Origin of the sequence: Serratia sp. TMDUHS_CL (assembly GCF_037137105.1) — a bacterium.
GTDB classification, from domain to species: domain Bacteria; phylum Pseudomonadota; class Gammaproteobacteria; order Enterobacterales; family Enterobacteriaceae; genus Serratia; species Serratia nevei.
Genome location: NZ_JBBBDV010000009.1, coordinates 79,495 through 105,479 on the forward strand (window position 1 = coordinate 79,495; position 25,985 = coordinate 105,479).

The following is a 25,985-nucleotide window of genomic DNA, read 5'->3' on the forward strand; positions in this document are numbered from 1 at the left end:
GGCCGGGAGGATCGCCATGCAGGAAGAAAATAAGACGGCGCACGACGCCATCCGCTTTACCGCTGCGGACGGCTATGTGTTGGGCGGCAGCTATTTTCCTGCATTGGGCGGTAGCAATACGCCGGTGCTGATTTGCCCCGCCACAGGCGTTAAACAAGGGTTCTACTATGCCTTTGCACAGTGGCTGAGCGAGCAGGGGCATCCGGTGATGGTGTTCGATTATCGGGGCGTCGGTGTTTCACTGGCGGAAGCGCATGTCCGGTACTCCAAAGCCCGTAAACAGGACTGGGGAGAGCGTGATATGCCGGCGGCGCTGAACTGGCTGCTGGCGAAAACGGCTGCGCAACAGGCGCATGTGATCGGGCACAGCGCCGGCGCTCAGCTGGCGGGGTTGATGCCGAACCACCATGCCGTGCGCAGCCTGACGGCGGTTTCCGCTTCTTCCGGCTATATCGGTAATATCCGTTGGCCGTTCAGAGCGATGGCTATGGGCTTGATGTGGGGCTATATTCCGCTCTCGGTACGGCTGCTCGGCTATGGGCCGGCAAAGTGGCTGGGGTGGGGAGAGGATTTACCCGCCGGCGTCGCCCGGCAATGGGCCGCTTGGTGTCGGCGGCCGGGCTACGTGGAAAATGCCTTTGGTACGGAAATTCAACGTCATTACTATGCCGCATTCCAGGCACCGATCGCCGTGGTTGCCGCCGCCGATGACGTGCTGGTAACGCCGCGCAGTATCGCTGACTGGCTGCGGCTGTTGCCTAACGCGCGACATGCCGTCCACTTGCTGCAGCCGGCGGAGGTTGATGGTCAGGCGATCGGGCATATCAACATGTTCAGGCGCAGCCACGCTGCGCTTTGGCCGCGGCTGAGTGCCGCGTTTTTGATGCAATGACCCGATTATGCCAGCATGACGAGGCGAAGAGCTTAGGCAATGCTTCCCTCGTTTATTTTGACAGCTCGATAATTTGTTGGCGTAACCATATCTGTGCAGGATCGCCGTGAGCTCGCTCATGCCAGATCATCGACATTGAAAATGTCTCAGCCCTCAACGGTAATTCTGTGACTTCAAGGGGGAGGCTCTGCGTGATGTGCATGGCCAGCCGTCTGGGTAGGGAGAGAATGAGATCGCTGCTCGCGACGAGCATTGGTGCAACCAGGAAATGGGGCAGTCGTACTGACACTCGCCGACTTTTACCCAGTGCGGCGAGCGCCGTATCGATCTGAGCGTTGCCTTGTCCGGTGATGGTAACGACGATATGCGAGGATGCGGCGAACTTCTCCAGAGTTAACTTAGAAGACAAGAGAGGATGCCCACGCCGAGCCACGCAGACCAGATCTTCATCATAGAGTTTCCTCTGATGAAACCCCGCAGGCAGCTGTTGACTGTCAAACACGCCTAACGCGATATCCGCATCGCCACGAGCGACGCTATCCACGTTGTTACCGCTGGGTGTCGGTATGTTCAATGTCACTCCGGGGGCGGCCTGTTCGGTTCTCGTCACCAATTTCGGCAGCACTATCGAAGCGATATGATCCAGGCAGGCGATGGTAAAACGCTGCTGCGCGGTCGCGGGATCAAATTGCGCCGGCGCCACAATACTGCGGATGTCATCCAGCATTCGCTCTACCAACGGTTCCAAAGCAAGGATTCTGGGTGTCGGTTCCACGCCACTCGATGTGCGCACGACAACTTTGTCCTTAAACAGCTCGCGTAGCCGACCCAATGCCCTGCTGGCCGCTGGTTGGCTTAACCCAAGCCTGGCGCCCGCTCGCGTGACGTTGCGTTCGCGAAGCAACGCGCTCAGGAACTTCAGCAGGTTCAGGTCAATGGCATTAATATCCGTTTTTTGAATTTTCATCATTCACCTCATGCATTTGACGCATATTACTGCAAAACCTAGAGTGGATTCATCCCTATGCATCTCCGATAACGAGGTTTGAATAGTTATGAAACGACGTTTATTACTGACCGCAATCCTGAGCACCATCTTGATTCTTCCCACTTTTTCGTCTTTAGCCGATACCGCTGGACAATCGCAGAGCGGTGTGGAGCAGCCGGCAGGGGTGTACAGATTCTTACTGGGCGACGCCAAAGTCACTGCGTTGTCGGCCGGCACCGTGGATTTGGATCTGCACAAGCTGTTGCATGGGGCAACGCCAGAGCATGTCGATCAGCTTTTGAAACGAAATTTCCTGGAAAACCCTGTGCGGACATCGATCAACGTGTTTCTGATCGACATGGATGGGCGGCGCGTTTTGGTCGATACCGGAAGTGGCAAGCTGTTTGGTGGTAACGCCAGCCGGCTGATGGACAGTCTGGCGGCGGCTGGGATCAAGCCCGAGCAGATTGACGACGTCCTGATCACACATGCTCATATTGATCATATTGGTGGGTTGGTGCTGGACGGTAAGGTCGTGTTCCCTAATGCTTCTATTCACATCAGCGAGCCGGATCTGGATTTCTATCTGCAACCGGCGCGTCCTTCCGCGCCCCATGCAGATGCGGTTTCATCCGATATTGCAGAGAAGATGTTGCGTCCTTATGTCGATGCGGGAATGGTCAAATCATTCACCGGAACCGCAGTTGTGCTGCCGGGCATTACCGCTACTGTCTTGAGTGGCCATACGCCCGGGAGTACGGTTTTCACACTCGAGAGGCAAGGGAGTAAGCTTAGTTTCGTTGGCGACATGATTCACTCTCTCGTTCAGTTTGATGAACCGGCTCTGACCATTGGTTTTGATACCGATGCTGCCCATGCCCAAGCGGTGCGTGAACAGATGTTTGCCAGGATTGCTGCGGGACGCTCGCTGATGGCCGCACCTCATCTTCCCTTCCCCGGCATCGGTCACCTGCGTAAATCGGGGCAAGGGTATGTGTGGGTGCCGACCAATTACGACGATCGGCCGCTGGCACTCTTGGATTAAGCCCTGCCGGGCGGCATCGCTTGGGCGGATAGCCGCTACCGACGTTGATTCCGCCACCTTTGTCACTGATTAATCGTGATGTCGTTCAGGTCCTTGGCGCCCGATGAGTTTTATCGGGCGTTTTTCTATTGCGGCGAGGCGTTCTTTAGACGACAAAAAAGTGTGACTCATAGGTTTCTATGACAAAGTGAACCAAGTTAGATATGAACAGACCGCAAATACAAAGAAGGGAGCCCGATGGTTTCAAAACTGAGTACGGTAGAGTTTATCATCGACAATATTTCTGCACCGGGTAAGCTTTCGGCGAAGAGGATGTTCGGTGAGTATGGTATTTATTGCGCTGAGAAAATGGTGGCGCTGGTCTGCGATGATCGGTTGTTTGTTAAACCGACGCAGGGCGGCAAAGCGTTTCTGAACGAATATTCAGAAGCGCCGCCTTATCCGGGTGCAAAGCCTTGTTTTGTGATTCCGGAAGAGAAGTGGGGCGATAGCGCCTGGCTTTCCCAATTAATCGCGCTGACTTATGCTCAGCTGCCTGCTGCGAAGAAAAAGGTCTCGAAGAAACCCACTTAAGCCTATGGATTGGGGCGCCCGCCGGGTAGGGGCCTCATTATTGCAATCCTGCCGGTATCATTAAGGAAGCGGGAACGGGAGGGAGTATGAAGTCTGGCGCTATACGGCATCTGGTCAGGAGACTGGCAGGATGCATATTGTTCTTCGGGCTGGTCGCCCCGCCGTTGGGGGGCATGCTGATGCTGCTGCTGATGACGTTTGGTATCAGTGGCTATGTGGATCCCGGGTACTTTAACGTCGGCGATGTGCTGGGAATGCTGGTGTTCATTGGGGCTTTTTCCTATGTGCTCGGTTTTCTGCCGGCATGTTTGGTGGGGGCTATCGTCGGAATCGCTCATCCCGGCATTCGCCGATTGCGGTGGTTTCTGCTGTTATGCGCGGTGCTATCCGCCGTTGCTCCTGGTTTGCTGAATGCCGATCAGCGTATTTTTGGTACGATCGCGGTTTTGCCGGGCACGATCGCTGGGTTTTTATGGTGGCGCCGGAGGTTGCGCGATGCCCCCCATGAGGATGTTATGCACGGTACCCCATCACCATAAGCAAATGAAAAGCCGGAGAGGGCGCGGGTAAGCGGTTCCTGCCGAGAAAAAAGAACCGATTTGCCCGTGAATTCCTGAGCCGATGCATATAAAATCAACATTCCGCTTGCCTTTGCGTCGGCATTGTGAACAGTGCGCCCACAAAATAAGCAGTTGAAAGCGTTAGAGAACTTTTTGCTATTTCGGGGGGTTGCCAAGGTGGGGGGTTTAGTCCATAATGCAGTCCATCGATTCGGCGGTAACGAAATAAATTACTTAAGAATCAGATGATTAGGATAAGCGATTTCAACATCGCCAACCAAAAGAACAAAACGAAGTGGGTGAATCACCGGCTTTGGCCTGAAAAGGCAAACAGAATAAAGGCGCGTTAACAAAGCGGTTATGTAGCGGATTGCAAATCCGTCCAGTCCGGTTCGACTCCGGAACGCGCCTCCAACTTTCCCGAGCCCGGGTGGTGAAATCGGTAGACACAAGGGATTTAAAATCCCTCGGCTTATGGCTGTGCGGGTTCAAGTCCCGCCCCGGGTACCAGGGAATGAAAATACCGAATAATCAAAGCAATAAGTAGTAATGTCGTAACCGCCGAGAGGCGGTTTTTTTGTGCCTGAAATTCGTATTGCACCTGCACTTTTTCCTTTCTTATCATGCTCATACCCTTTGATTGTCAGCCTGCCTGCACGGAGGAGCCCCGCAGGGCTCCGAAATACAACTCATAAGAAACCGAACGCCGCGGCGAGGATCCAGCCGAAGACGCAGGAGACGCTGACGCCGATCAGGCCGGGAAGAATAAAGCTGTGGTTGATCACGAAGCGGCCGATGCGGGTGGTGCCGGAGCGGTCGAACTGGATCGCCGCCAGATCGCTGGGGTAGGTCGGCAGAATATAATAACCGTAACAGGCCGGCGCCGAAGCGACGATATAGGCCGGGTTGACGCCGATCGCCAGCGCCACCGGCACCAGTGCCGCCAGCGCGGCGGCCTGCGAGTTGACGAATTTCGACACCAGCAGCAGGATCAGCGCATAGGCCCAGGGATATTCTTTCACCAGCACGCCCAGCGTGGCTTCGATCTGCGCCAGGTGCGCGCCGAACATGGTTTCCGCCATCCAGGCGACGCCATACACCGCCACGATGGCGATCATGCCGGAGCGGAACACTTCGTTTTTAGAGATAGACGCCGGGTTGGTACGGGTAATGATGACGATCAACGCCCCGGCCATCAGCATGCACATCTGGATCACCAGGACCATGGAGAGCGGCTTACCGCCGAAGCTGGGTCGCAGATCGGAAAACGCCCCCAGCACCGCCACCAGTGCGATGGTGGCGAGGAAAATCCACATGGCGATCCAGTTGCTGCGTGGCAGCACCCGATCCAGTAAGGTGGCGGCATCGCCATAGACGTAGCGATGGTTTTCCGGCACCGAGATGAATTTCTGGAACTCCGGGTCTTTGTCCAGGTCTTTGCCGCGGAACCAGCTGAAGATGCCGATCGCCAGAATACCGCACAGGGTAGAAGGTATGGTGATAGAGAGCAGGTCGAGGAATTCCAGATGGCGACCATTGAAGGTGTAACTGCTGAGCATCGCCACCAGTGAGACCACCGCCACCGAAACCGGGCTGGCGATAATGCCCATCTGCGCGCCGATCGAGCTGGCCGCCATCGGCCGCTCCGGGCGGATGTTATTTTTGATCGCCACGTCATAAATGATCGGCAAGATGGTGTACACCACGTGCCCGGTGCCGCACAGAATAGTGAGAATGCAGGTCACAAACGGCGCGATGATCGAGACATAGCGCGGGTTACGTCGCAGCATCCGTTCGGCGATCTGCAGCATGACGTCCAAACCGCCTGAGGCCTGCAGGGTGGCGGAGGCCGCTACCACCGCGATGATCACCAGCATCACGTCTACCGGCGGTTTGCCGGGCTGCAGGTGAAAGCCGAACACCAGGATCATCAACCCGATCCCACCCAGTAACCCCAGCGCAATGCCGCCCTTACGCGCCCCATACAGCAGGCATGCCAATATCACCGCTAATTGCAGAAAGAAATCCATGATAAATACGCCTTAATAATGTTGAACTTAACTGCGCTCAGTTTCCGGCCGTGTTGGCTGCAGAAAGTTGTTTTAAATCTAAAGGCACTAATAAATTTGTGGTCATTAACCCTAAAGAGTGATGCTGGTCACACTCAAAGGAGTCAGGGCGGAGGTGGCATCCGCACGAAAAAGCAAGCTAACAGGTCAGACCTCTACTATATGAGAGGTTTACTGACCCGAGGAGAAACCCATGGACCCGACAAAAATGACCGGACTGGCGCTGTTACAGGCTGCGATGGCCGGTAAAATCCCACCGGCTTCGATCGCTGAAACCGTGCCCATGAAACCGGTGGCGGTTGAAGAGGGGTATATCCGCATCGTGGCGCGGGCTGACGGGCGCCACCTGAATCCGCTGGGGGGCGTTCATGGCGGCTTTGCCGCCACGGTCTTGGACTCGGTGACCGGTTGCGCGGTGCACAGTACGCTGGGCGCGGGGATTGGGTATGGCACCGTCGATCTGCAGGTTAAAATGTTGCGCCCTGTGCCGAAGGAAACTGACCTGATCGCCGAGGGGCGTCTGGTCTATGCGGCCAAAAACGTGGCCTTCGCGGAAGGCACGCTTAAAACGGCGCAAGGGAAGCTGCTGGCTTCGGCAACCGCCACTTGTTTTATCATTCGCCCTAGCGAACAAGCACCGCAATAACCTGCCTTTTATCGGGCTTCGGGCTATCAACCCGGGGCCTGATGCATTTCTCTTCGGTTGCATACAGCGCTGCGCTACGGCGGCAGGCGCGATACGCCATTGTGGTCTAGTATTCTGGGGTAAAAATTTATCGGAGTGATTATGCAACCGTATCCGTATAAAGAGGTTGAGTTTGATCATGAGCTTTGTTTGGCGATTGGCAAAGCCGTGTTGGACGTGGTGGCGCAGGGGGATGAAACCAGCGCCCCGGGGGTGATGAACGCGATTGAGCGGTCGGTGGAACAGGGGCTGAATGACGACGAAATCGCCGCTGCTGACGATGCGCTGGATTTGATGGCGCGTCTCATCCACGGCTGCCGGTTTGTTAATCTACCGGGTGAAGAGGAGGCTTCCCGTGCATTGGTTGAATTTCAAGCGCTACAAGAGTGACGTTGCCAGACAGGCCGTGCCGCCGCATTTGAATGCGGCTGAATTTGCACGGCATTACGCCGATAAGCCGCAAACCGATACGGAAGAGTATCTTTTGTTGAGCGGGGAGATGTGCTGGGATGCGGTGGTGCTTTGTGCCCACCGTTCAGGCGCGCTCAGCAAGGCGAAATACAAGCAGCTGTGGCAGACGGTGTTCGATAAGCAATACAAACATTTCGTTAGCCCGGACGATACCGAGATCCGCACGATGGCCGATATGCTGCGCGCGCCGCAGGGATGTTTTATCGGCATATTCTCCCTGCGTGACGCGGCGGCGCCCCGTTTGCTGCATGCCATGATCGGTACTGGTGCGGGATTTGCCGCAGGCAATAAAAATCTTTGCATCGGCGTGGGGGGCGCGGTCGGCTGGGAAAATCTCAATCTGGCGCGCGATCTGCGCTGGCAGCCTGAAGGCGGCTTTTTACGCCAGGGCGACAACGAAGTGCTGCGCATATTTTATCGGCCTTTCCCCGCCTGAGCCGGTCTGCAAGCTTGTAGAGTAAAAAACCGCCGTCTGGCGGTTTTTTATTGGCGCGTGTCGCCCTTATTTGAACCCGCCGTTGCGAATGAATTCGAGACCGGCGGCGGTGATCCGCGTTTGATGCGGGTCGATATCATAGTTGTTCTCGTCGATGTCGCTCATCACATAGGCCTGTATCAGGCCCTTGGTTTTGAGATAGGCGAAGGGATCGGCGAACGCATGCGGGCTGGTGGCGTCTTGTTTCCACAGTTCGTAGGTTTTTTCATCCAGCGTGCCGGGGTGATTGGCGGCCAGCCGGGTCAGGATCTGATTGTAGAACGCATAATCGGTCATGATACAGTCCCCTTTATCGCGAGCGATAATCGCGGAAAATGGCGGTAAGGTCTTTCAATCATAGCCGATGTTTTCCACCGCCTGTGCGGGTTAGCCGCGTTGGCTTTCAATCCAGTGGAACAGGCGTGAAATGGTGAAGGTGATATCGCCGATGTTGAAGAGTGCGCCGAGCCACAGGGTGAGCATAACAAGGATGCCGATGATGACGGGAAGGTCCATTTTGCTCATGATCGCGTGTTTCATCAATTAAGAGTGTGCTGTAAAGCCTACCATCAAACCCGATTGTCATAAAATGCGCGGCGTATTATTTCGGTTGAATTTAAAGCAAAAAGCCACCCAATCGGGTGGCTTTTGTCTTTCAGCGCCGATCAGTCCAGCTTGGGATGCTGGTCGATCAGGATCTGCTTTTTCTTTTCCAATTCGGCGATCTGTGCGTTGATGTCCTCGACTTTCTGTTCGATGTTGTCGTAGGTCTCCTGCAGCAGCTCTTTCGCCTCTGAGCGGTCAGACGCAGCCGGCGTCGCGCCGCGCAGCGGTTTGTTGGCGGTTTCTTTCATGTACAGACCGGTGATAAGACCGATCACCGCCACGACCATCAGATAGTAGGCCGGCATGTACAGGTTGCCGGTCGCTTCGACCAGCCAGGCGGCGGCGGTCGGCGTCGCACCGGCGATCAGCACCGAAATGTTGAACGAAATCGCCAGCGCGCTGTAGCGGATGTGCGTCGGGAACATCGCCGGCAGAATCGAGGCCATCACCCCGGTGAAGGAGTTGAGCAGCACCGCCAGCACCAGCAGACCGACGAAGATCAGGCCAATCACGTTGCTGTTGATCAGAATGAAGCACGGGATCGCCAGCGCCAACAGGCCGATGCTGCCGCCGATAATGAACGGCTTACGGCCGATGCGGTCACTGGTCAGGCCGATTACCGGCTGTACGAACAGCATGCCGATCATGATGGCGATGATGATCAGAACGCCGTGATCTTCCGAGTAGTGCAGGTTATGCGACAGGTAGCTCGGCATGTAGGTCAACAGCATGTAATAGGTCACGTTGGTGGAAATCACGATGCCGACGCACACCAGCAAACTTTTCCAGTGTTTGGCCGCGATCTCTTTGAACGAGGTTTTTGGCGGATTTTCGATGGCGTTGCGATCCTCTTTCTCCATCTTGTCCACGTGCTGCTGGAACGCCGGGGTTTCTTCCAGCGCATGGCGCAGATAGAGGCCGATCAAGCCCAACGGCGCGGCGATGAAGAACGGGATACGCCAGCCCCAGTCGAGGAAGTTGGCTTCACCGACGATGCTGGAGATCAGCACCACCACGCCTGCGCCCATCACAAATCCGGCGATGGAGCCGAAGTCCAGCCAGCTGCCCATAAAGCCGCGTTTGCGGTCCGGCGAGTATTCGGCGACGAAAATTGCTGCACCGGAATATTCACCGCCGACGGAGAAGCCCTGCGCCAGCTTGGCCAGCAGCAGCAGGATCGGTGCCCAGATACCGATCGACGCATAGGACGGGATCAGGCCGATACAGAAGGTGCTGACCGCCATGATGATAATGGTGACCGAGAGCACCTTTTGGCGACCGAACTTGTCACCCATGGCGCCAAAGAACAGACCGCCGAGCGGACGTACCAGGAAGGGCACGGAGAAGGTTGCCAGCGCGGCGATCATTTGTACGCCGGGCGAGGCGCCGGGGAAGAAGACCTGGCCAAGTGCGTAGGCGACAAAGCCGTATACGCCGAAGTCGAACCACTCCATCGCGTTGCCCAGGGCCGCCGCGGTGATCGCTTTCTTGAGTTTGCTGTCATCGATGATGGTGATGTCGCTGATGTGCATCGGTTTATGTCGTTTTTTTCTTAACTTCATATAATCATCCCTTAATGAATTATTCGTTGTTCGTGAAAGCGTAATCTCCGTTCACTGTTGTTTTCGAGTTATCAAATCGGCTAATCGAATCGCGGTTCAAGACGATTCATTATCCACATTTAAGTTGGGATGTGGATCACAAAATATCGTCGTTTATGCCAAGGTTATGTCATTTAGGTGACTAATTATTTTGCATCTATAGCTTAACGTTATATCTTGCGGCGATCAAATTCAGCAGTTTAACTTAAGTGTTTGCACCGATTTGGTGCGAGAATGGTCTAATAATTGTGCGATTTGACGGTTTTTCGTCTGATTGGCCATGTTTGAAGTATAGAGAGTGCGGGAGATAAAACAGGAAAAATTGATGTGTTTGCCGCTAAAAAACCACCTGGCCGGATGGCCAGGCAGTTTGGATCAGAGGGCCGATGAACCGCCGAATTCCAGATAGATTTTCGCCAGGTTCTGGTACTGCGCGAAGCGGTTTTCGTCCACCGCCAGCTCCGCCTGACGACGCTGCTCCTGAGCATTCAGCCAATCGGTAATGGTGACGGCGCCCTGCCGGTAACGCACCTCGTTCAGCCGCTCCGATTTGCGCGCCAGCGCCAGCGAGGCCTGCAACTGCGCCTCTTGCGCCAGCAGCTGTGCGCGCAGCGACAGGGCGTTATTTACATCGCCCATCGCCTTGTACAGCGCCTGCCTGAATTCCAGCACCTGCTGTTCGTAGTCGTTACGGGCGATCTTGATATCCACGCCCATTTGCCGCCATTGCAGGAGCGGCAACGTCAGGCCGGCGCCGAGGCTGCCCGTCGGGTTGCGCAGAAACTCCAGCAGCGCGCTGCTGCTGGCGCCCAGCGAGCCGGTCAGGCTGAAAGCGGGGTAGTATTGCAGACGTTTCTCGTCGACGTTGGCCAGAGCGGCGCGCAACCGCAGCTCTTTGGCGCTGAGATCCGGGCGACGGCTCAAGACGTTGGCGGGAATGCCGGTGCTGATCTGCGGCATTGCCGCCGTCGGCAGACGTGCGGGCGCGATGGTGGTCTGGCCTGAAGGTACGCCCAGCAGCACCGCCTGTTCGTTCAACGTCTGTTGACGTTCGTGTTGCAACGTCAGCAGCCGGCTTTCCTGCGTTAGCACGTTTTGTTCCGCGTTCACCACGTCCAGCGCCGAGATGCTGCCGGCCCGGTAGCGGGCGTTGGCCAGCCGCAGCGTCTGTTTGGCGTAGGCGATGCTCGCCTGGCTGACGCCGATCTGCTGATTGAGGAAGCCGATGCGCCAGTAATTCGTGGCGGCGTTGGCCAGCAGCGTCAGGCGCGCCGTCTGCAGATCCTGCTCGGAAGCCTGGCTGGCCCACTCGGCGGCGTCGCGCTGGCGCGCCAATTTGCCCCACAGGTCGACTTCATAGCTCGTAGAGAGCGTCGCGCCGCTGGTTTTACTCCAGGCGGAGGACTCCGACAGCGGGCGATTGATGCCGCTGTTCAACGAGGCGTTGACGTCGGGCGCGGTGCTGATGCCAACGCGTTCAGCCTCGAGGCGCGCGCGGTAGACGCGCAACACGGCGACGGCCAGATCGTTGTTGCTCGCCATCACCTGTCGCAGCCAGCGATCGAGCTCGGGATCGTGGAAATCGCGCCAGTCAAACGGCGTCGGCGCGGCGTTTTCGGCGGCGTGCTGCCAGCTCGTCGGATAGTTGACCTGCGGCGCCCGGTAGTCGCTTTTCAGGGTGTTGCCGCAGCCGGCGGTGAGCAGGGCGGCGAGGCTTAATGCCAAGGGAGAGAAAATTTTCATGGGTTACTCGCTGGCCAATGAAACGACCGGATCCATCCTTGCCGCTTTGCGGGCGGGGAGATAACCGAAGATCATGCCGATTAAGGTTGAACAGAAAAACGCCGTCGCGGCGGCTTGCCAGGAATAGATGGCGGTGAACATGCCGCCCGCCAGCGAGGTGAACAGCGACCCGGCGGCGAACGACAGTGCGATGCCCAATGCGCCGCCGATTAGGCAGACCAGCACCGCCTCGATCATGAACTGTTGCATGATATCGCCGCGCCTTGCGCCGACCGCCATGCGCACGCCGATCTCATGGGTGCGCTCGGTCACCGAGACCAGCATGATGTTCATCACGCCCAGGCTGCCGATCACCAGCGAGATCGAGGCCACCATCAGGATCAGCAAACTGAGCGTCATCGAGGTGCGCTCGATCGATTTACGGAACTGATCGCGGTTGAACGTCATGAAATCCTTGACGCCATGGCGCTGGGTCAGCAACTGCGTAATGGCGCTGACGGCGGCTTCGCTGGCGACGTCATCCTTCAGCCGCACGGTAATGCCGCTGAGCGTGGTTTTGCCGACCATGCGGTACATCACCGTGCTGTAGGGCATCCAGACGCTGATGCGGTTGGGCGCATAGTTGCGTTCGCTTTTGGCGACGCCGACCACCCGCGCCGGCACCGAGCCGAGAAACACGATCTGGCCGAGCGGCTCGACGCCGAAATCGCCGAACAGCGCCTGGCGCGCGTTGTCGTCGATGATCACTTCCTGCAGCGCGTTGCGATCGTCGCGGAAGGTGGCGCCTTGCACCAGCGTGATGCCGTTGACGCGGAAATAGTCGCGCCCGACGCCGGTGATTGACGCAGTGGCGGATTTACTGCGAAAACGAATGCTGTCGGACGCGCTGACCTCCGGGCTGACGCTGTCGACGAAGCTTTGCTGCGCCAGCGCGTCGGCATCGGCCGGCACCAGGGTGCGGATGCTGTCGATGGCGTCGTCGAAGAAATCACGCCCCGGATAGATGCTTACCACGTTGGTGCCAAGTCCCTTGATATTCTCCAGCGTGCGCTGCTTGGCCCCTTCGCCCAGCGCCACGACCGTAACGACGGCGGCGATGCCGAAGATAATGCCGGTCATGGTCAGCGCGGTGCGCAGGCGATGGGCGTTCATCGCTTTCAGCGCCATGTGCAGCGATTCGCGGGTGCGGTCGATCAGGCTTTGCCAGCCGCTTTGCCGGCTGCGGTTCGGCGGCGGCAGCGCGACGGCGGGTACCGATTGGCGGCCGCTGTCAGCGATGATCTCGCCGTCCCGCAGCTCGATGACGCGCTGCGCATGTTGTGCCACGTTCATATCGTGGGTGACGATCACCACGGTGTGGCCGCGCTGATTCAGCTCGCTGAGGATCGCCAGCACTTCCTGGCCGGATTGGGTGTCCAGCGCGCCGGTCGGTTCGTCCGCCAGGATAATTTCGCCGCCGTTGATCAGTGAGCGCGCGATGCTGACACGCTGCTGCTGGCCGCCGGAAAGCTGGCCGGGCTTGTGGTCTTCGCGTCCTTCCAGACCCAACCGCGCGAGCAGCTGCGCTGCCCGCTGCCGCCGCTGATCGCGCCGGGCGTTGGCGTAGATGGCCGGAATTTCAACGTTGCCCAGCGCGCTGAGATCGGGCATCAGATGATAACGCTGGAAGATAAAGCCGATATGCTCGCGGCGCAGGCGGGCCAGTTCGTCCGGCGACAGGTGGGCGGCGTTCTGGCCGCTGATGTAGTAGTCGCCGCGATCCGGCACGTCGAGACAGCCCATGATGTTCATCAGCGTCGATTTGCCGGAGCCGGAGGCGCCGATGATCGCCACCAGCTCGCCGGCGGCGATGGTCAAATCGATGTCTTTCAACACCGTCAGCGCCTGACCGCCGTTGGTGTAGGTCCGGCTGATGCCTTTTAGCTCGATGATCGCGTTCACAGGAAAATGCCATCCTCAGCCGACTTGGCGGCGGGCTGCGACAGCACCACGGTTTCACCGGCTTTCAGGCCGCTGAGGATCTGAATGTCGACGTTGTTGGTGATGCCGGTGGTCACTTCGCGCGTTTCCAGCCGCTGATCTTGGGTTAGCACCTGCACCTGTTGCCCTTTTCCTTCGGTTTTATGCACCGCCTGGATCGGCACCAGCAGGGTATTCTTCGCTTCGCCGAGCAGTAAGGAAACCTGCGCGGTCATGGCGATGCGCAGGCGGTTTTCCGGGTTGGGCACGTCCAGCAGCGCGTTGTAATAGACCGACGCGTTCGAGGTACCGGAGCCCGAAGCGGAGCTGGTGCCGGCGAGCGAGTCGTCTTTCATCACCGATTCCGGCGCCAGTTCGATGGTGCGCAGTGTGGCGTCGTAGCGTTTATCCGGATCGGAGAAAATGGTGAAGTAAGCCTTTTGCCCCGGCGAAATGCGGGTGATGTCGGCTTCGGAGATCTGCGCCTTGATGGTCATCATATCCAGCCGCGCCAGCTTGACGATGGTCGGCGCACTTTGGGTGGAGTTGACCGTTTGACCCTGCTGCGTGACCACGGCGATGACGATACCGTCCATCGGCGCGACGACGCGGGTATACCCCAGGTCGATCTTTTTCTTGTCGACTTCAATCTGCGCCTGCACCAGGCGCGCATTGAGCGAAAGCAGTTCGGCGCGGGTGGTGGCGAGCGTGGCCTCGGCGGTTTCGAAGTCTTCACGCGAGCTGGCTTCGTCGTTCAGCATGCGCCGCTGGCGTTTGAAACGCGACTCGGCCTGCTTAAGCTGTGCCTGCTTGGCCTGCAGTTCGGCTTTGATGACGTTCAGCGCCGCCTCGGCGTTGCGCAGATCGTTGCGCTGTTGCAGATCGTCGATGTCGGCGATCGGCTGTCCTTTGGTGACGCGATCCCCCAGTTTGACCTTCAGCGATTTGACTTCACCGGAGACGCGCGCGCCGACGTTAACGCGTTCGACGGCATCCAGTCGCCCGGTGGCCAGCACGGCATTCTCGATATCGCCCAGGCGGGCCGGCGCGGTAACGTAATCCTGCTGCGGCGGGCGTTGCCAATAGATTGCCAGCGCGACAGCGACGGCGATGAAAACGATGACGGCGATCAACGCCAGACGACGGGGTGTGAGTTTCAGTGATGGCATGCCCAGGTTTTCCATAACGATAAAAGCGGCGGTTCCAGTCTGCCATCATGGCAGCGCCAGCCTGAACTGGTGCTAAACGTGAGGCACTTTCCCGCTGGAAAGGGGATAGTAAAGGCTTTCCCGCTAAAGATCACGGTGAGTTATTATCCGCCGGGTGTGCAACCGGCTGCGCGGCACGCTATACTGGCTAAAAAACCAGTATTCATTCATCAGCAGGATAACGCCGCCGCCATGATGCCAAACCGCCTCGAGCCGGAACTCGACATTTACCAATACCCGGAGCACCTGCGCGCCTGCCTGGCGCCGTTGCCCAAAGGGCCGGGCGTTTATGTGTTTCACGGCGAAAGCGAAAGCCTGCCGCTTTACATCGGTAAAAGCGTCAACGTGCGCAGCCGCGTAATGGCGCATTTCCGCGCGCAGGACGAGGCAAAAATGCTGCGTCAAACCCGGCGCATCAGCTTTATCGAAACTGCGGGCGAGTTGGGGGCACTGCTGCTGGAGGCGCAATTGATCAAGCAACAGCAGCCGCTGTTCAACAAACGCCTGCGGCGCTCGAAACAGCTGTGCGCGCTGCGTCTGCAGGCAGACACGGTGACGATTGCCCACGCCAAAGAGATCGATTTCGCCGTCACGCCCCACCTTTATGGGCTGTTTGCCAATCGCCATGCCGCGCTGGAAAAGCTGCGCGCCATCGCCGACGAGCATCGTTTATGTTACGGCAAGCTGGGGATCGACAAGCTGCCCGCCGGGCGCGCCTGCTTCCGCTACAGCCTGCGCAAGTGCGCCGGCGCCTGCTGCGGCGTGGAGCCGGCGCAGGAACATGCGCGGCGGCTCGGCGCGGCGCTGGAACAGCTACGCATCGCCTGTTGGCCGTTCGCCGGGCGAGTGGCGTTGGAAGAGCAGGGTGAGACGCTGCGGCAGTACCATGTGATTCACAATTGGTTTTATCTGGGCTCGGTCAGCAGCCTGGCGCAGGCGCAGCGGCTGCAGAGCGCGGCCAGCCACTTTGACAGCGATGGCTACAAGATTTTGTGCAGGCCTCTCATCGCCGGCGATTACCGGATTATTGAGCTGCCGTAATGCCATAACGCTATCGATAACCTAAGACTTATCTGTAAATTCAGGGAATTATGCTAAAAAAGCTTGAGTCCATAATGTTGTTATGGATAATGGCGCCCCGAAGCGAAGGAACGCGCTATTAACTCAGTTGGCAGAGTGATTGGTTTTATAATGGCTTGTTTTGGCTTGAAAATTGATAGACGCGGGTTCGAGTCCTGCATAGCGCGCCAGCTTTCTTCCCTTCATCTCACCGCGCTTACCGTAAAGCGCACCCGGGTTGATTTGCACTATCGGCTCCTCGTTGGGATTTTCGGGTGTGCTTTACCGTAACCGCTGGCTTTCCTTCCTCTTTCTCTTTCGATCCTTTGCTAAACTGTAATCAGGCAGGCTTGCTGCCCGGCAACAGGAGGTCGATATGTCTCACTCCGAGCAACTGCAGGAACTCTTGCAACGCGTCGCCGCCCTCGAGGCGAGAGAGAAAGCGCTGAGCGCCGCGTCCAACGCTTATCAGGCGATTATCACCACCATGTTGGGCAATATGGAGAAGACCGAACGTGACCGGATCATCGCGATGATCGATCAGGCTCATGAAATCGCTTACGCCCGCGCCATTCAACGCAGCAACGAACCGCAAAAGCAGAAAATCAAACAGGCCGACGATGTGGCCCAGCGCATGTTCATGTTTGCGCAAGGCAAGGCCGCCCAGCCGCGCTGAATCCGAACTATAACAGTTGCCGCCATTAAGTTGGCTAACTGATCTACCCGGCGAAACTGTACTTGTGTTACTTTTAGCGGTGAGATTTGATGGCAATGCTGTTTCCAGCATAAGGTTGTAACGATGGACGCGATTAAAAGCATCTTGGTTAAAGAGATTGAACAGATCAATCGGCGCGAAGGGCGTGACGGCAAGCCGCGCTTCAACAGCGAATTCGCCCGCACTCACCGCTATCTGTGCCTTGCCATGTTCGCCGGTTATTTCGCGGTGATCGCCGTGATGTACCAGGTGTCGTACATGGGGATATATGCCTTCTTGGGCTTCACCGCTTTCGTGCTGTTCATGTTCGCCATGCTGCTGATAGAGATCCGGCCGGTATACCGCTTCGAGGACATCGGGGTGCTGGATCTGCGGGTTTGCTACAACGGCGAATGGTACTTTACCCGCGCGCTGTCGCCTTATGCGGTGCAGCAGCTGCTGGATGAGCCGTCTATCGGCGCCGCGCTGAAACAGAAGATGCGGGTGATCATCGGCAACAAGGGCGAAATCGACTTCTACGACGTGTATGACATGGCCTACGGAAAAAAGCCGCAGGATGAGCCACCGCAGCTGGCGGCGGCAAACTGAAAGGTTTCCGGCCGGCGGCTTGTCGATTATACTCAGCGTTTGAACGTGAAGCAGAGTGAGGACCAAGCGATGAGTGATGATATTTTCGATTTTGATATCGATGCCGAACTGGCGAAAGCCGAAGAAAAAGCGGCGCAGAAGGTAAAAGAGGTCCCTGAGTTCCTCGAAGACGAAGCGGACTGCGAAGGTTGCAAGATCTGATCGCCTGACCCATAAAAAAAACCGCCGCGGCGGTTTTTTTTATCTCTGAGCGTCGGGCGGTATCAATCCAGCACGAATCCCCAGATGAGGAACGCCACCACCAGAATCAGGCAAAGCGCGGACACCGTCACCAGTATTTTCCCCAGAATGTCTTTTTCTTGTTCCCGCTGCGTCACGTTGAAATTATCCAATTAAAAGTCTATGGACCAAACCGGCGATGCTGAGATCGAGCGCCGCTACGCCCAGCGCCATGATCATCATCACCGAAAGAAATCGAGTCTTGCCGTTCACATCCCTAATCCCTGTTGGCGCCGCTGTTAAATTGTTTTTATATCAACCGGATATAATTCAGCGACGCCGTACTTCATGCATCATGATAGTGATTAAGAACGTTCTTAAGGCCAGAAGTTCCCTCGTCTGGTAACGCAGCCGGTGCGGCAGCGTCAGTCGGTTACAATCCGCACGCCTATCTTGCTGACTTGATTGCCGTCCATTTCGGCGATGGTCCAGGTCAGGCCGTCCCATTCCACCTGGTCGCCGATCACCGGTTCGCCGCCAATCAGCTGAATGACGAACTGGCCAAGCGTCTGCTGCTCGTCCACGTCGTCCTGCAGATTGAGGCCATAAAGCTGCGAGATGTCGCTTAAACGGGCGTCGGATTGCAGGATAAAGTCACCGAAGAAGCGCTCGTCGAGCGTCACGGCCGGCGCCTGGCTGAACAGCTTGCCGAGGATCGGCAGGTCGTGCTCATGGCCGATGACGCACAGAATATCGTTCTCCCGCAGGCGGGTACTGCCGCTAGGGTGCAGCAGCTCTTTGCCGCGGAACAGGGCGGCAATGCGGGTGTTGGGCGGCATTCTCAGCTCACGCAGCGCCGCGCCGACGCACCAGTTTTCCGCCGAAAGCTGATAAACGAACTGTTCCCACTGGTTCTCCGGGTGCACATCCAACCCAACGCGGGAGATAGGCGTCAGCGCCGGCGGCACGATCACCTTGGCTTTTTTGGCGGCAAACGACAGCGTGGTGCCTTGCAGCAGCAGGGAGACCAGCACCACGAAGAACGCCACGTTGAAGAACAGCTGGGCGTTGGGCAGGCCGGCCATCATCGGGAACACCGCCAGGATCACCGGCACCGCGCCGCGCAGGCCGACCCAGGAAATAAAGCCGCGTTCGCGCAGGGTAAAGCTGCGGAACGGCAGCAGGCCGATAAACACCGACAGCGGGCGGGCGAACAGGATCATCCACAGCGACAGCAGCAGGGCAGGGATGGCGATCGGCAGCAGCTCGTGCGGGTTTAGCAGCAGGCCGAGCACCAGGAACATGCCGATCTGGCTGAGCCAGGCCAAGCCGTCGAAGGTTTGTACGATGCCGTGACGGTTGCGGATCGGCCGATTGCCCAGCAGCAGGCCGCACAGGTACACCGCCAGAATGCCGCTGCCGTCCAGCGCGGTGGTCAGCGCGAAAATAAGAATGCCGCCGCTCACCGCCAGCAGCGGATAGAGGCCGTCCGCCAGTTTGATGTGGTTGATCAGCGTCAGCAGCAGCCAGCCGCCGCCCAGACCGAAGACGATGCCCATGCCGAACTGTTGCATCAGATGCAGCGGGAAGGTCCAGCTCAGCGCGGTTTCCCCGGCGGCGATCATCGCAATCAGCGTGATGGTGAGAAACACCGCCATCGGATCGTTGCTGCCGGACTCGATCTCCAGCGTGGCGCTGACGCGCTCGTTCAGGCCTTTGCCGCCCAGCAGCGAGAAGACCGCGGCGGCGTCGGTGGAACCGATAATGGCGCCGATCAACAGCCCCTGCAGCAGATCGAGATTGAACAGCCAGGCGGCGGCCATGCCGGTCAGGCCGGCGGTGATCACCACGCCAATGGTGGCAAGAGACAGCGCCGGCCACAGGGCGACGCGGAAAGAGCTGACCCGGGTGCGCATGCCGCCGTCGAGCAGGATCACCGCCAACGCGAGGTTACTGACCAGGTAAGCGACCGGATAATTGCTGAAGACGATGCCGCCGGGGCCGTCGACGCCGGCCAACATGCCGATCGCCAGGAAGATCACCAGGATCGGAATGCCGAGCCGGGAAGAAAATGAGCTGAGCAGAATGCTTGCCCCCACCAGCACGGCACCGATGACGAACAAACTGTTAATGGTGCTGGCATCCAAAATATCGTTCTCCTGAGGCTGGGGGATAGGGGGCACTGCGCGTATGTCGATGATAGCGTGTTTAGTGGGTAAAACGCCAAGGCTGATTGCGAAAACAACCGATCAATTATTGCCCTTTGGTGTGATTAACCGAAGAAAGTGAGGAGAAGAGAGAGAATCCTGCCTTTTATCCAACATTATCAGGCTGCTGTATTTCGGCTTTGGCAACAATGGCCGATCGTGGCTGAGGGAAAAACCATTAAGCCCGCGCAGGCAGGCTTAATGGTTTGCAGGCGCGGTAGGGTTAGTGGTCGAGCGATTCCAGCGCCCGTTTGATCAGCTCGCTGGCCAACTTGCTTTCCGTTTCGGAAATGCCGTCGAGATTGAAGTTGGAGAGTTCAGTGACCAAAATGCTGCGTTCTTTGCCGCTGATTGAGGCGTCCAGCGCGGACAGCAGCCTGCCGAGGATCTTCAGCAGGGTGGCGTTTTCCACTTCGGCTTCCTGAGCCGGGGTCTTCTTATCAGTCATTCAAAATCCTCTCTGTCGTGACGGAAGGGAGATGCAGCTAACGCCATCGAATGAATTAAACGATCGCGCAGCCCTTCGGGGGTGTTGAGCCCAATCACTACCGTAAGGCAGGGATCCGGATTTCTACTTATACATCGCAGTTATAACGATTAGGGTATGTATTCAGCCGTATCACTTTGCCCTAACGGACGGCGCCAGGCTGAGCAATGTGTGCTTTGCATGCAAACCACCAGTATAGGCTTTTTGCACGACGGCAAGATGACAGGAAACCCCTGCAAACGATCGGGTTTGCAGGGGCGCAAGGTTATTGCGGCTTACCGGAGAACAAGAAGCGCAGCACCGGAATACGCTTGTGCAGTTCATATAAAGCAAAGGCCAGCGAGAACACAAACAGCAGGCCCAGCAAGAATCCCAACAGGTTGTTGCCGATATAAGGCGTCACGAAAGCGCCATATATCAGGGTCAACGGGTGGTGCACCAGATATATAAACAGTGAGGCATTGACCAGATAGGTGATGCGCGGCGAGTGATAATTCAGCAGGTTATGCCCGAAAGAGAACACCACGTTGGTCATCAGGATCCCCATTAGGGTTTTGATCACCACTTCCAGCTCGAACATATAGCTGCTGTGCGCCAACAGCTTTTGATTCAGCATATATGCGATAAACAACAGCAGCGAGCCGAGCAGCGCCAGCGGCGAGCGACGCAGAAAAATCTCCTTAAGCCACACGTACTTAAACGCATAAGCGCCGAGGATGAAGAACGGCAGGTAGAACATCGTCTCCATCACCACGAAATTGAACAGGCCGTTGGATAATAGCTGCGGCGCGACAATTAAAATAATACGGTGCGCGGCCGAATAGCATACCGCATAAATAAAGAAACACAGTGAGATGTTTCCTAATCCACGCAGTCTGTTTATTAACGCCGGAATATGCTCACGAGTTTGACGCTTGATTTTACGGAACAGATAAAAGCAGGCACAGGTTAACAACGACAGCGTCAATAAGAACCACAGATGAGAAACCAATTCCCAAACTGTTACATTTATTTTCTGATAGAGAGAAAATTCATCCCAGCCGTTTAATTTATCGGTGAAATATTTCAGCATGAAAAACTGCGGCACCGTAATTAGCGGGATGGAGCTTAACAGCGGGATCGCCACCCGCTCCAGCCTGACCTTCAGCCACTGGTGGCGCTCGTAGCGCTCGTAAAGCATGTAGGAGAAGTAGCCGGATATCACGAAGAACACCTGCATGCGGAAAGCGTGGATGAAGTCGTTCAGCACCGTGAGCGAGAAGGAGGGGGACGCGCTGTTCACCGCCCAGGCATGGCTGGAATAAATCAGGGAGAGGTGAAACGGAATCCCAAGCAACATCAAATAGGCTCGGATCGAATCGAGGAAAAACTCGCGCTGTTTGCTGCCTTTAGTCATAGATTACCGCTGGTGATTTAATCGGGTGCTCATTAACACGCTTAATAAGTCGTCAAACGTTAAATTGTTATCCGAAACCCTACTATAGCCCCCCGCATTTTTCCATAGCGTCTTGTTGCGCGGCTTGCTACGCTGGTGTTCCATCAGCTGCTTAAACAATGAGCCGTAAACATGAACCATCCATTTATCATGTTGTCGGAAAGCTGAGTAATCCATTAATATGGATTTAAATGATTTGAGCACACGAATAGGGGGGGATGTGCTAGTTAATATATTATCCGGACAACCACGCGCCGCGAGCGTTCGTTGGTTAGGTGCTACCGTATTGTTCACGCTGTTCAGTTCGCCGGCATGGGCCTTTTCTATTGATGATGTGGCCAAGCAGGCGCAGGATCTGGCCGCGAAAGGTTTCGAAGCCCCGAAGAGCAACCTTCCTTCTCAGTTCCGCGAGATGAAGTTCGCAGACTATCAGCAGATTCAGTTCAATCACGATAAAGCCTATTGGAGCAAGCTGAAAACCCCTTTCAAGCTTGAGTTTTATCATCAGGGGATGTACTTCGACACGCCGGTGAAAATCAATGAAGTCACCTCCACCAGCGTAAAACAGATCAAGTACAGCCCGGATTACTTCAACTTCGGTTCGGTCAAACACGACCCTGAATCGGTGAAAAACCTCGGCTTTGCCGGCTTCAAGGTGATCTACCCGATCAACAGCGCCGACAAAAACGATGAGATCATGAGCCTGCTGGGCGCGAGCTATTTCCGCGTGGTGGGTAAAGGGCAGGTTTACGGGCTTTCCGCTCGCGGCCTGGCTATCGATACCGCTTTGCCATCTGGCGAAGAGTTCCCGCGTTTCCGCGAATTCTGGGTTGAGCGTCCGAAGCAGGGCGACAAACACCTGGTGATCTACGCGTTGCTGGATTCCCCGCGCGCCACCGGCGCTTACCGTTTCACGGTGATCCCGGGCCGCGACACCACCGTGGACGTCGAGTCTAAAGTGTTCCTGCGCGACAAGGTGGGCAAACTTGGCCTGGCGCCGCTGACCAGCATGTACCTGTTCGGGCCGAACCAGCCGTCGCCGACGCTGAACTATCGCCCGGCGTTGCACGACTCCAACGGTCTGTCTATCCATGCCGGCAACGGCGAGTGGATCTGGCGCCCGCTGAACAATCCTAAACACCTGTCCGTCAGCACCTATACCGTCGAGAACCCGAAAGGCTTCGGTCTGCTGCAGCGCGGCCGCAACTTCAAGGATTACGAAGATCTGGACGATCGTTACGATCTGCGCCCGAGCGCCTGGATCGAACCGAAGGGCGACTGGGGTAAAGGCAAGGTCGAGCTGGTGGAGATCCCGACGGCGGATGAAACCAACGACAATATCGTGGCGTTCTGGACGCCGGATACGCTGCCGGAAGCCAAAAAGCCGCTGACGCTGAGCTACCGTCTGAACTTCACCCGCGATGAAGACAAACTGCATTCGCAAGACATCGCCTATGTGGCGCGGACCATGCGTTCGACCGGTGACGTGAAGCAGTCCAACCTGATTCGCGAGCCTGACGGCAGCGTGGCCTTCCTGGTCGACTTCGTCGGCCCGGTGCTGAAAGGGCTGGACGCCAACACCCCGGTCGCTTCTCAGATCAGCATCGGCGACAACGGTGAAATGGTAGAAAACAACGTCCGCTATAACCCAGTGACCAAAGGCTGGCGCCTGACGGTACGTCTGAAAGTAAAAGACGACAAGAAGCCGGTAGAAATGCGCGCAGCGCTGGTCAATGGCGATAAGACTCTGTCGGAAACCTGGAGCTATCAGCTACCTGCCAATGAATAAGCCTACTCAACCCGCCCAGGATTATCTTGCGGCGCTGCCTCTGACCGCCGAGCGGTCGGAGGCGCTCAACCCTCACACGGCGGATGACGCTCAGGCACTGGAGGCGCTCCATCGGCAGATGGGCGCCGCCGACGCCAACGTCAACAGCCTGTCGGCGGATGACGTGGCGTTGGCCTCGGTCAAACCGCGCATCGAAAGCGCCTGGCCGGATGCGGTCAGCGATGACGATTTCGACACCGACGCCGAAGGGCGTGCCATTCTGAAGGCGACGCCGCCGATCAAACGAACCACCATGTTCCCGGAAGCCTGGCGTACCAACCCGGTGGCGCGCTTCTGGGATTCTCTGCTGGGGCGTTCGCCGCACAATCGGCACGCCACCAAAGAGGAGGCCGAGGCCGAGAACCGCTGGCGCGTTGTCGGTTCCATGCGCCGCTATGTGCTGCTGGTGCTGATGCTGGTGCAGACCGGCATCGCTACCTGGTACATGAAAACCATCTTGCCTTATCAGGGCTGGGCGCTGATCGATCCTATCGCCATGCTGGATCAGGATCTGATGCAGTCGGTGCTGCAGCTGCTGCCTTATGTGCTGCAAACCGGCATTCTGATCCTGTTCGCCGTACTGTTCTGCTGGGTCTCGGCCGGTTTCTGGACCGCGCTGATGGGCTTCCTGCAGCTGCTGATCGGTAAAGACAAATACAGTATTTCCTCCACCATCAAGGGCGATGAGCCGATCAACCCGGCACACCGCACCGCGCTGATCATGCCGATCTGTAACGAAGACGTCGAACGCGTGTTCGCCGGCCTGCGTGCGACCTATGAGTCCGTTGCCGCCACCGGTCAGCTGGAACACTTCGATATCTACGTGCTGAGCGACAGCTACGATCCGGACATCTGCGTGGCGGAGCAAAAGGCGTGGATGGAGCTGTGCCGCGATGTCGACGGCCACGGCCGCATCTTCTATCGCCGCCGCCGTCGTCGCGTAAAACGCAAGAGCGGCAACATCGACGACTTCTGCCGTCGTTGGGGCGGTGAGTACAGCTACATGGTGATCCTGGACGCCGACAGCGTGATGAGCGGCGAATGCCTCACCGGGCTGGTGCGTTTGATGGAAGCCAACCCGAACGCCGGCATCATCCAGTCCGCGCCGAAGGCGTCCGGTATGGATACCCTGTATGCGCGCGTGCAGCAGTTCGCTACCCGCGTTTACGGGCCGCTGTTTACCGCCGGCCTGCATTTCTGGCAGCTGGGCGAGTCGCACTACTGGGGCCATAACGCCATCATCCGCGTGAAGCCGTTTATCGAGCACTGTGCGCTGGCGCCGCTGCCGGGCGAGGGTTCCTTCGCCGGTTCAATCTTGTCGCACGACTTCGTTGAAGCGGCGCTGATGCGCCGCGCCGGCTGGGGCGTGTGGATCGCTTACGATCTGCCGGGCAGTTACGAAGAGCTGCCGCCAAACCTGCTGGACGAGCTGAAACGCGACCGTCGCTGGTGCCACGGCAACCTGATGAACTTCCGCCTGTTCCTGGTGAAAGGCATGCACCCGGTGCACCGCGCGGTGTTCCTGACCGGCGTCATGTCCTACCTGTCGGCGCCGCTGTGGTTCATGTTCCTGGCGCTCTCCACCGCATTGCAGGTGGTGCACACCCTGATGGAGCCGCAATACTTCCTGCAGCCGCGGCAGCTGTTCCCGGTCTGGCCGCAGTGGCGGCCCGAGCTGGCGATAGCGCTGTTCTCCACCACGCTGGTGCTGTTGTTCCTGCCGAAGCTGCTCAGCATCGTGCTGATCTGGGCCAAGGGCGCGAAAGAGTACGGCGGGGCGTTCCGTCTGTTCATTTCGATGCTGATGGAAATGCTGTTCTCGGTGCTGCTGGCGCCGGTGCGCATGCTGTTCCATACCGTGTTCGTGGTGAGCGCCTTCCTCGGTTGGGAAGTGGTGTGGAATTCGCCGCAGCGTGACGATGACGATACGCCTTGGGGCGAAGCGTTCCGCCGCCATGGCTCGCAGATGTTGCTGGGCCTGGTGTGGGCCGGCGGCATGGCGTGGCTGGATCTTCGCTTCCTGTGGTGGTTGGCGCCGATCGTGTTCTCGCTGATCCTGTCGCCGTTCGTGTCGGTGCTGTCGAGCCGCGCGACGCTGGGCATGAAGAGCAAACGCGCCAAGCTGTTCCTGATCCCGGAAGAGTACAACCCGCCGCGTGAGCTGCTGGCGACGGAAGAGTACCTGCATCTCAACCGCAACCGCGCGCTGACCAACGGCTTTATGCATGCGGTGGTCAACCCGTCCTTCAACGCGCTGGCGACGGCGTTGGCGACGGCGCGTCACCATCTGCGCGCTACCCTCGATCGCAACCGCGAGGAGCGGGTGAACGAAGCGCTGGAGCTGGGGCCGGAGAAGCTGGTGAAGGGCAAACGTCTGGAGCTGCTGAGCGATCCGGTCACGCTGGCTCGTCTGCACCAGCGCGTCTGGCTGCTGCCGGAAGGCGCCGCCTGGCGTGAGCACTATCAGCAGTTGCCGCACAACCCGCTGGCACACCCAACGGGCCGACGTTAATCGCTGAACGGTAACGCTCAGACGGGGAATGCGCATGGCGCGTTCCCCGTTTTTTTTACC

25 protein-coding genes and 3 tRNA genes are annotated in these 25,985 nt (G+C 57.6%); 16 read left to right on the forward strand and 12 right to left on the reverse strand.

The window, feature by feature from the left end:
* Positions 1-16: 16 nt before the first annotated feature.
* Entirely contained in the window at positions 17-892 is an 876-nt protein-coding gene (locus tag WCL58_RS16945; RefSeq protein ID WP_336851410.1) for an alpha/beta hydrolase family protein, read from the forward strand.
* A 52-nt stretch (positions 893-944) separates the two neighbouring features.
* Here the strand turns inward: WCL58_RS16945 and WCL58_RS16950 are convergent, their stop codons facing one another.
* Positions 945-1,862 (reverse strand): LysR family transcriptional regulator, encoded by a 918-nt coding sequence (locus tag WCL58_RS16950; RefSeq protein WP_221626940.1) that lies wholly within the window; start codon positions 1,860-1,862, stop codon positions 945-947.
* An 85-nt stretch (positions 1,863-1,947) separates the two neighbouring features.
* On the opposite strand from WCL58_RS16950, the gene WCL58_RS16955 reads away from it, so the two are divergent.
* The 5 genes from WCL58_RS16955 to WCL58_RS16975 all read left to right on the forward strand — a co-directional run bounded on the left by WCL58_RS16955 (position 1,948) and on the right by WCL58_RS16975 (position 4,568).
* Positions 1,948-2,925, forward strand: coding sequence for an MBL fold metallo-hydrolase (locus tag WCL58_RS16955; protein ID WP_141958772.1), 978 nt, complete (start codon positions 1,948-1,950; stop codon positions 2,923-2,925).
* A gap of 237 nt (positions 2,926-3,162) precedes the next feature.
* Positions 3,163-3,498 (forward strand): TfoX/Sxy family protein, encoded by a 336-nt coding sequence (locus WCL58_RS16960; RefSeq protein WP_180548381.1) that lies wholly within the window; start codon positions 3,163-3,165, stop codon positions 3,496-3,498.
* An 86-nt stretch (positions 3,499-3,584) separates the two neighbouring features.
* A complete protein-coding gene (locus WCL58_RS16965) occupies positions 3,585-4,037 on the forward strand; it encodes a hypothetical protein (RefSeq protein ID WP_060440229.1) in 453 nt (150 codons plus the stop codon).
* Between the two features lie 361 nt (positions 4,038-4,398).
* Positions 4,399-4,472 (forward strand) — tRNA-Cys (locus tag WCL58_RS16970).
* Positions 4,473-4,482: 10 nt separating this feature from the next.
* A tRNA-Leu gene (locus WCL58_RS16975) sits at positions 4,483-4,568 on the forward strand.
* A 179-nt stretch (positions 4,569-4,747) separates the two neighbouring features.
* Here WCL58_RS16975 and WCL58_RS16980 read toward each other — a convergent pair.
* Complete coding sequence (locus tag WCL58_RS16980) at positions 4,748-6,088, reverse strand: anaerobic C4-dicarboxylate transporter (protein WP_025302367.1); 1,341 nt, start codon at positions 6,086-6,088, stop codon at positions 4,748-4,750.
* A gap of 232 nt (positions 6,089-6,320) precedes the next feature.
* Between WCL58_RS16980 and WCL58_RS16985 the strand changes: the two genes are divergently transcribed.
* From WCL58_RS16985 to WCL58_RS16995, 3 genes are all read left to right on the forward strand, one after another.
* The gene (locus WCL58_RS16985) at positions 6,321-6,773 is read left to right on the forward strand and encodes a PaaI family thioesterase (protein ID WP_060419585.1); all 453 of its coding nucleotides are present in this window, start codon (positions 6,321-6,323) and stop codon (positions 6,771-6,773) included.
* Positions 6,774-6,914: 141 nt separating this feature from the next.
* Positions 6,915-7,202: a hypothetical protein gene (locus tag WCL58_RS16990; RefSeq protein ID WP_060419583.1), complete on the forward strand. Its 288-nt coding sequence runs from the start codon at positions 6,915-6,917 to the stop codon at positions 7,200-7,202.
* A complete protein-coding gene (locus tag WCL58_RS16995; protein ID WP_336851447.1) occupies positions 7,168-7,719 on the forward strand; it encodes a hypothetical protein in 552 nt (183 codons plus the stop codon). Before WCL58_RS16990 ends, WCL58_RS16995 begins: the two co-directional genes overlap by 35 nt.
* Before the next feature lie 66 nt (positions 7,720-7,785).
* Here the strand turns inward: WCL58_RS16995 and WCL58_RS17000 are convergent, their stop codons facing one another.
* The 6 genes from WCL58_RS17000 to WCL58_RS17025 all read right to left on the reverse strand — a co-directional run bounded on the left by WCL58_RS17000 (position 7,786) and on the right by WCL58_RS17025 (position 14,827).
* A complete protein-coding gene (locus WCL58_RS17000) occupies positions 7,786-8,055 on the reverse strand; it encodes a hypothetical protein (RefSeq protein WP_033646469.1) in 270 nt (89 codons plus the stop codon).
* A 90-nt stretch (positions 8,056-8,145) separates the two neighbouring features.
* A complete protein-coding gene (locus WCL58_RS17005) occupies positions 8,146-8,283 on the reverse strand; it encodes a hypothetical protein (protein WP_162215441.1) in 138 nt (45 codons plus the stop codon).
* Positions 8,284-8,423: 140 nt separating this feature from the next.
* Complete coding sequence (proP, locus tag WCL58_RS17010) at positions 8,424-9,926, reverse strand: glycine betaine/L-proline transporter ProP (RefSeq protein ID WP_060419579.1); 1,503 nt, start codon at positions 9,924-9,926, stop codon at positions 8,424-8,426.
* A gap of 414 nt (positions 9,927-10,340) precedes the next feature.
* Complete coding sequence (locus WCL58_RS17015) at positions 10,341-11,708, reverse strand: TolC family protein (RefSeq protein WP_336851411.1); 1,368 nt, start codon at positions 11,706-11,708, stop codon at positions 10,341-10,343.
* A gap of 3 nt (positions 11,709-11,711) precedes the next feature.
* Positions 11,712-13,649, reverse strand: coding sequence for a MacB family efflux pump subunit (locus WCL58_RS17020; RefSeq protein WP_141958779.1), 1,938 nt, complete (start codon positions 13,647-13,649; stop codon positions 11,712-11,714).
* The gene (locus tag WCL58_RS17025; RefSeq protein ID WP_336851448.1) at positions 13,646-14,827 is read right to left on the reverse strand and encodes an efflux RND transporter periplasmic adaptor subunit; all 1,182 of its coding nucleotides are present in this window, start codon (positions 14,825-14,827) and stop codon (positions 13,646-13,648) included. The genes WCL58_RS17020 and WCL58_RS17025 overlap by 4 nt, the downstream gene beginning before the upstream one ends.
* 240 nt (positions 14,828-15,067) lie before the next feature.
* Between WCL58_RS17025 and cho the strand changes: the two genes are divergently transcribed.
* The 5 genes from cho to WCL58_RS17050 all read left to right on the forward strand — a co-directional run bounded on the left by cho (position 15,068) and on the right by WCL58_RS17050 (position 17,438).
* On the forward strand, positions 15,068-15,916 hold the full coding sequence (cho, locus tag WCL58_RS17030; protein WP_336851412.1) for an excinuclease Cho: 849 nt from the start codon (positions 15,068-15,070) through the stop codon (positions 15,914-15,916).
* Between the two features lie 112 nt (positions 15,917-16,028).
* A tRNA-OTHER gene (locus WCL58_RS17035) sits at positions 16,029-16,125 on the forward strand.
* A gap of 185 nt (positions 16,126-16,310) precedes the next feature.
* A complete protein-coding gene (locus tag WCL58_RS17040; protein WP_016928230.1) occupies positions 16,311-16,610 on the forward strand; it encodes a sigma-S stabilization anti-adapter protein IraP in 300 nt (99 codons plus the stop codon).
* Between the two features lie 123 nt (positions 16,611-16,733).
* The gene (locus tag WCL58_RS17045) at positions 16,734-17,237 is read left to right on the forward strand and encodes a YlaC family protein (RefSeq protein ID WP_336851413.1); all 504 of its coding nucleotides are present in this window, start codon (positions 16,734-16,736) and stop codon (positions 17,235-17,237) included.
* A 69-nt stretch (positions 17,238-17,306) separates the two neighbouring features.
* Positions 17,307-17,438, forward strand: a complete 132-nt coding sequence (locus tag WCL58_RS17050) for a hypothetical protein (RefSeq protein WP_015377413.1) — start codon at positions 17,307-17,309, stop codon at positions 17,436-17,438.
* A gap of 62 nt (positions 17,439-17,500) precedes the next feature.
* Here WCL58_RS17050 and WCL58_RS17055 read toward each other — a convergent pair whose 3' ends face one another.
* The 4 genes from WCL58_RS17055 to mdoC all read right to left on the reverse strand — a co-directional run bounded on the left by WCL58_RS17055 (position 17,501) and on the right by mdoC (position 21,546).
* Positions 17,501-17,629, reverse strand: coding sequence for a hypothetical protein (locus WCL58_RS17055; protein ID WP_336851414.1), 129 nt, complete (start codon positions 17,627-17,629; stop codon positions 17,501-17,503).
* Between the two features lie 252 nt (positions 17,630-17,881).
* Complete coding sequence (locus tag WCL58_RS17060; RefSeq protein ID WP_060440222.1) at positions 17,882-19,603, reverse strand: potassium/proton antiporter; 1,722 nt, start codon at positions 19,601-19,603, stop codon at positions 17,882-17,884.
* 283 nt (positions 19,604-19,886) lie between these two features.
* Entirely contained in the window at positions 19,887-20,111 is a 225-nt protein-coding gene (locus WCL58_RS17065; protein ID WP_060440221.1) for a hypothetical protein, read from the reverse strand.
* Positions 20,112-20,415: 304 nt separating this feature from the next.
* Positions 20,416-21,546, reverse strand: coding sequence for a glucans biosynthesis protein MdoC (mdoC, locus tag WCL58_RS17070; protein WP_060419569.1), 1,131 nt, complete (start codon positions 21,544-21,546; stop codon positions 20,416-20,418).
* A gap of 259 nt (positions 21,547-21,805) precedes the next feature.
* On the opposite strand from mdoC, the gene WCL58_RS17075 reads away from it, so the two are divergent.
* Complete coding sequence (locus WCL58_RS17075; protein WP_170310507.1) at positions 21,806-23,374, forward strand: glucan biosynthesis protein G; 1,569 nt, start codon at positions 21,806-21,808, stop codon at positions 23,372-23,374.
* On the forward strand, positions 23,367-25,925 hold the full coding sequence (gene mdoH, locus WCL58_RS17080; RefSeq protein ID WP_087762311.1) for a glucans biosynthesis glucosyltransferase MdoH: 2,559 nt from the start codon (positions 23,367-23,369) through the stop codon (positions 25,923-25,925). Before WCL58_RS17075 ends, mdoH begins: the two co-directional genes overlap by 8 nt.
* Positions 25,926-25,985: the final 60 nt, after the last annotated feature.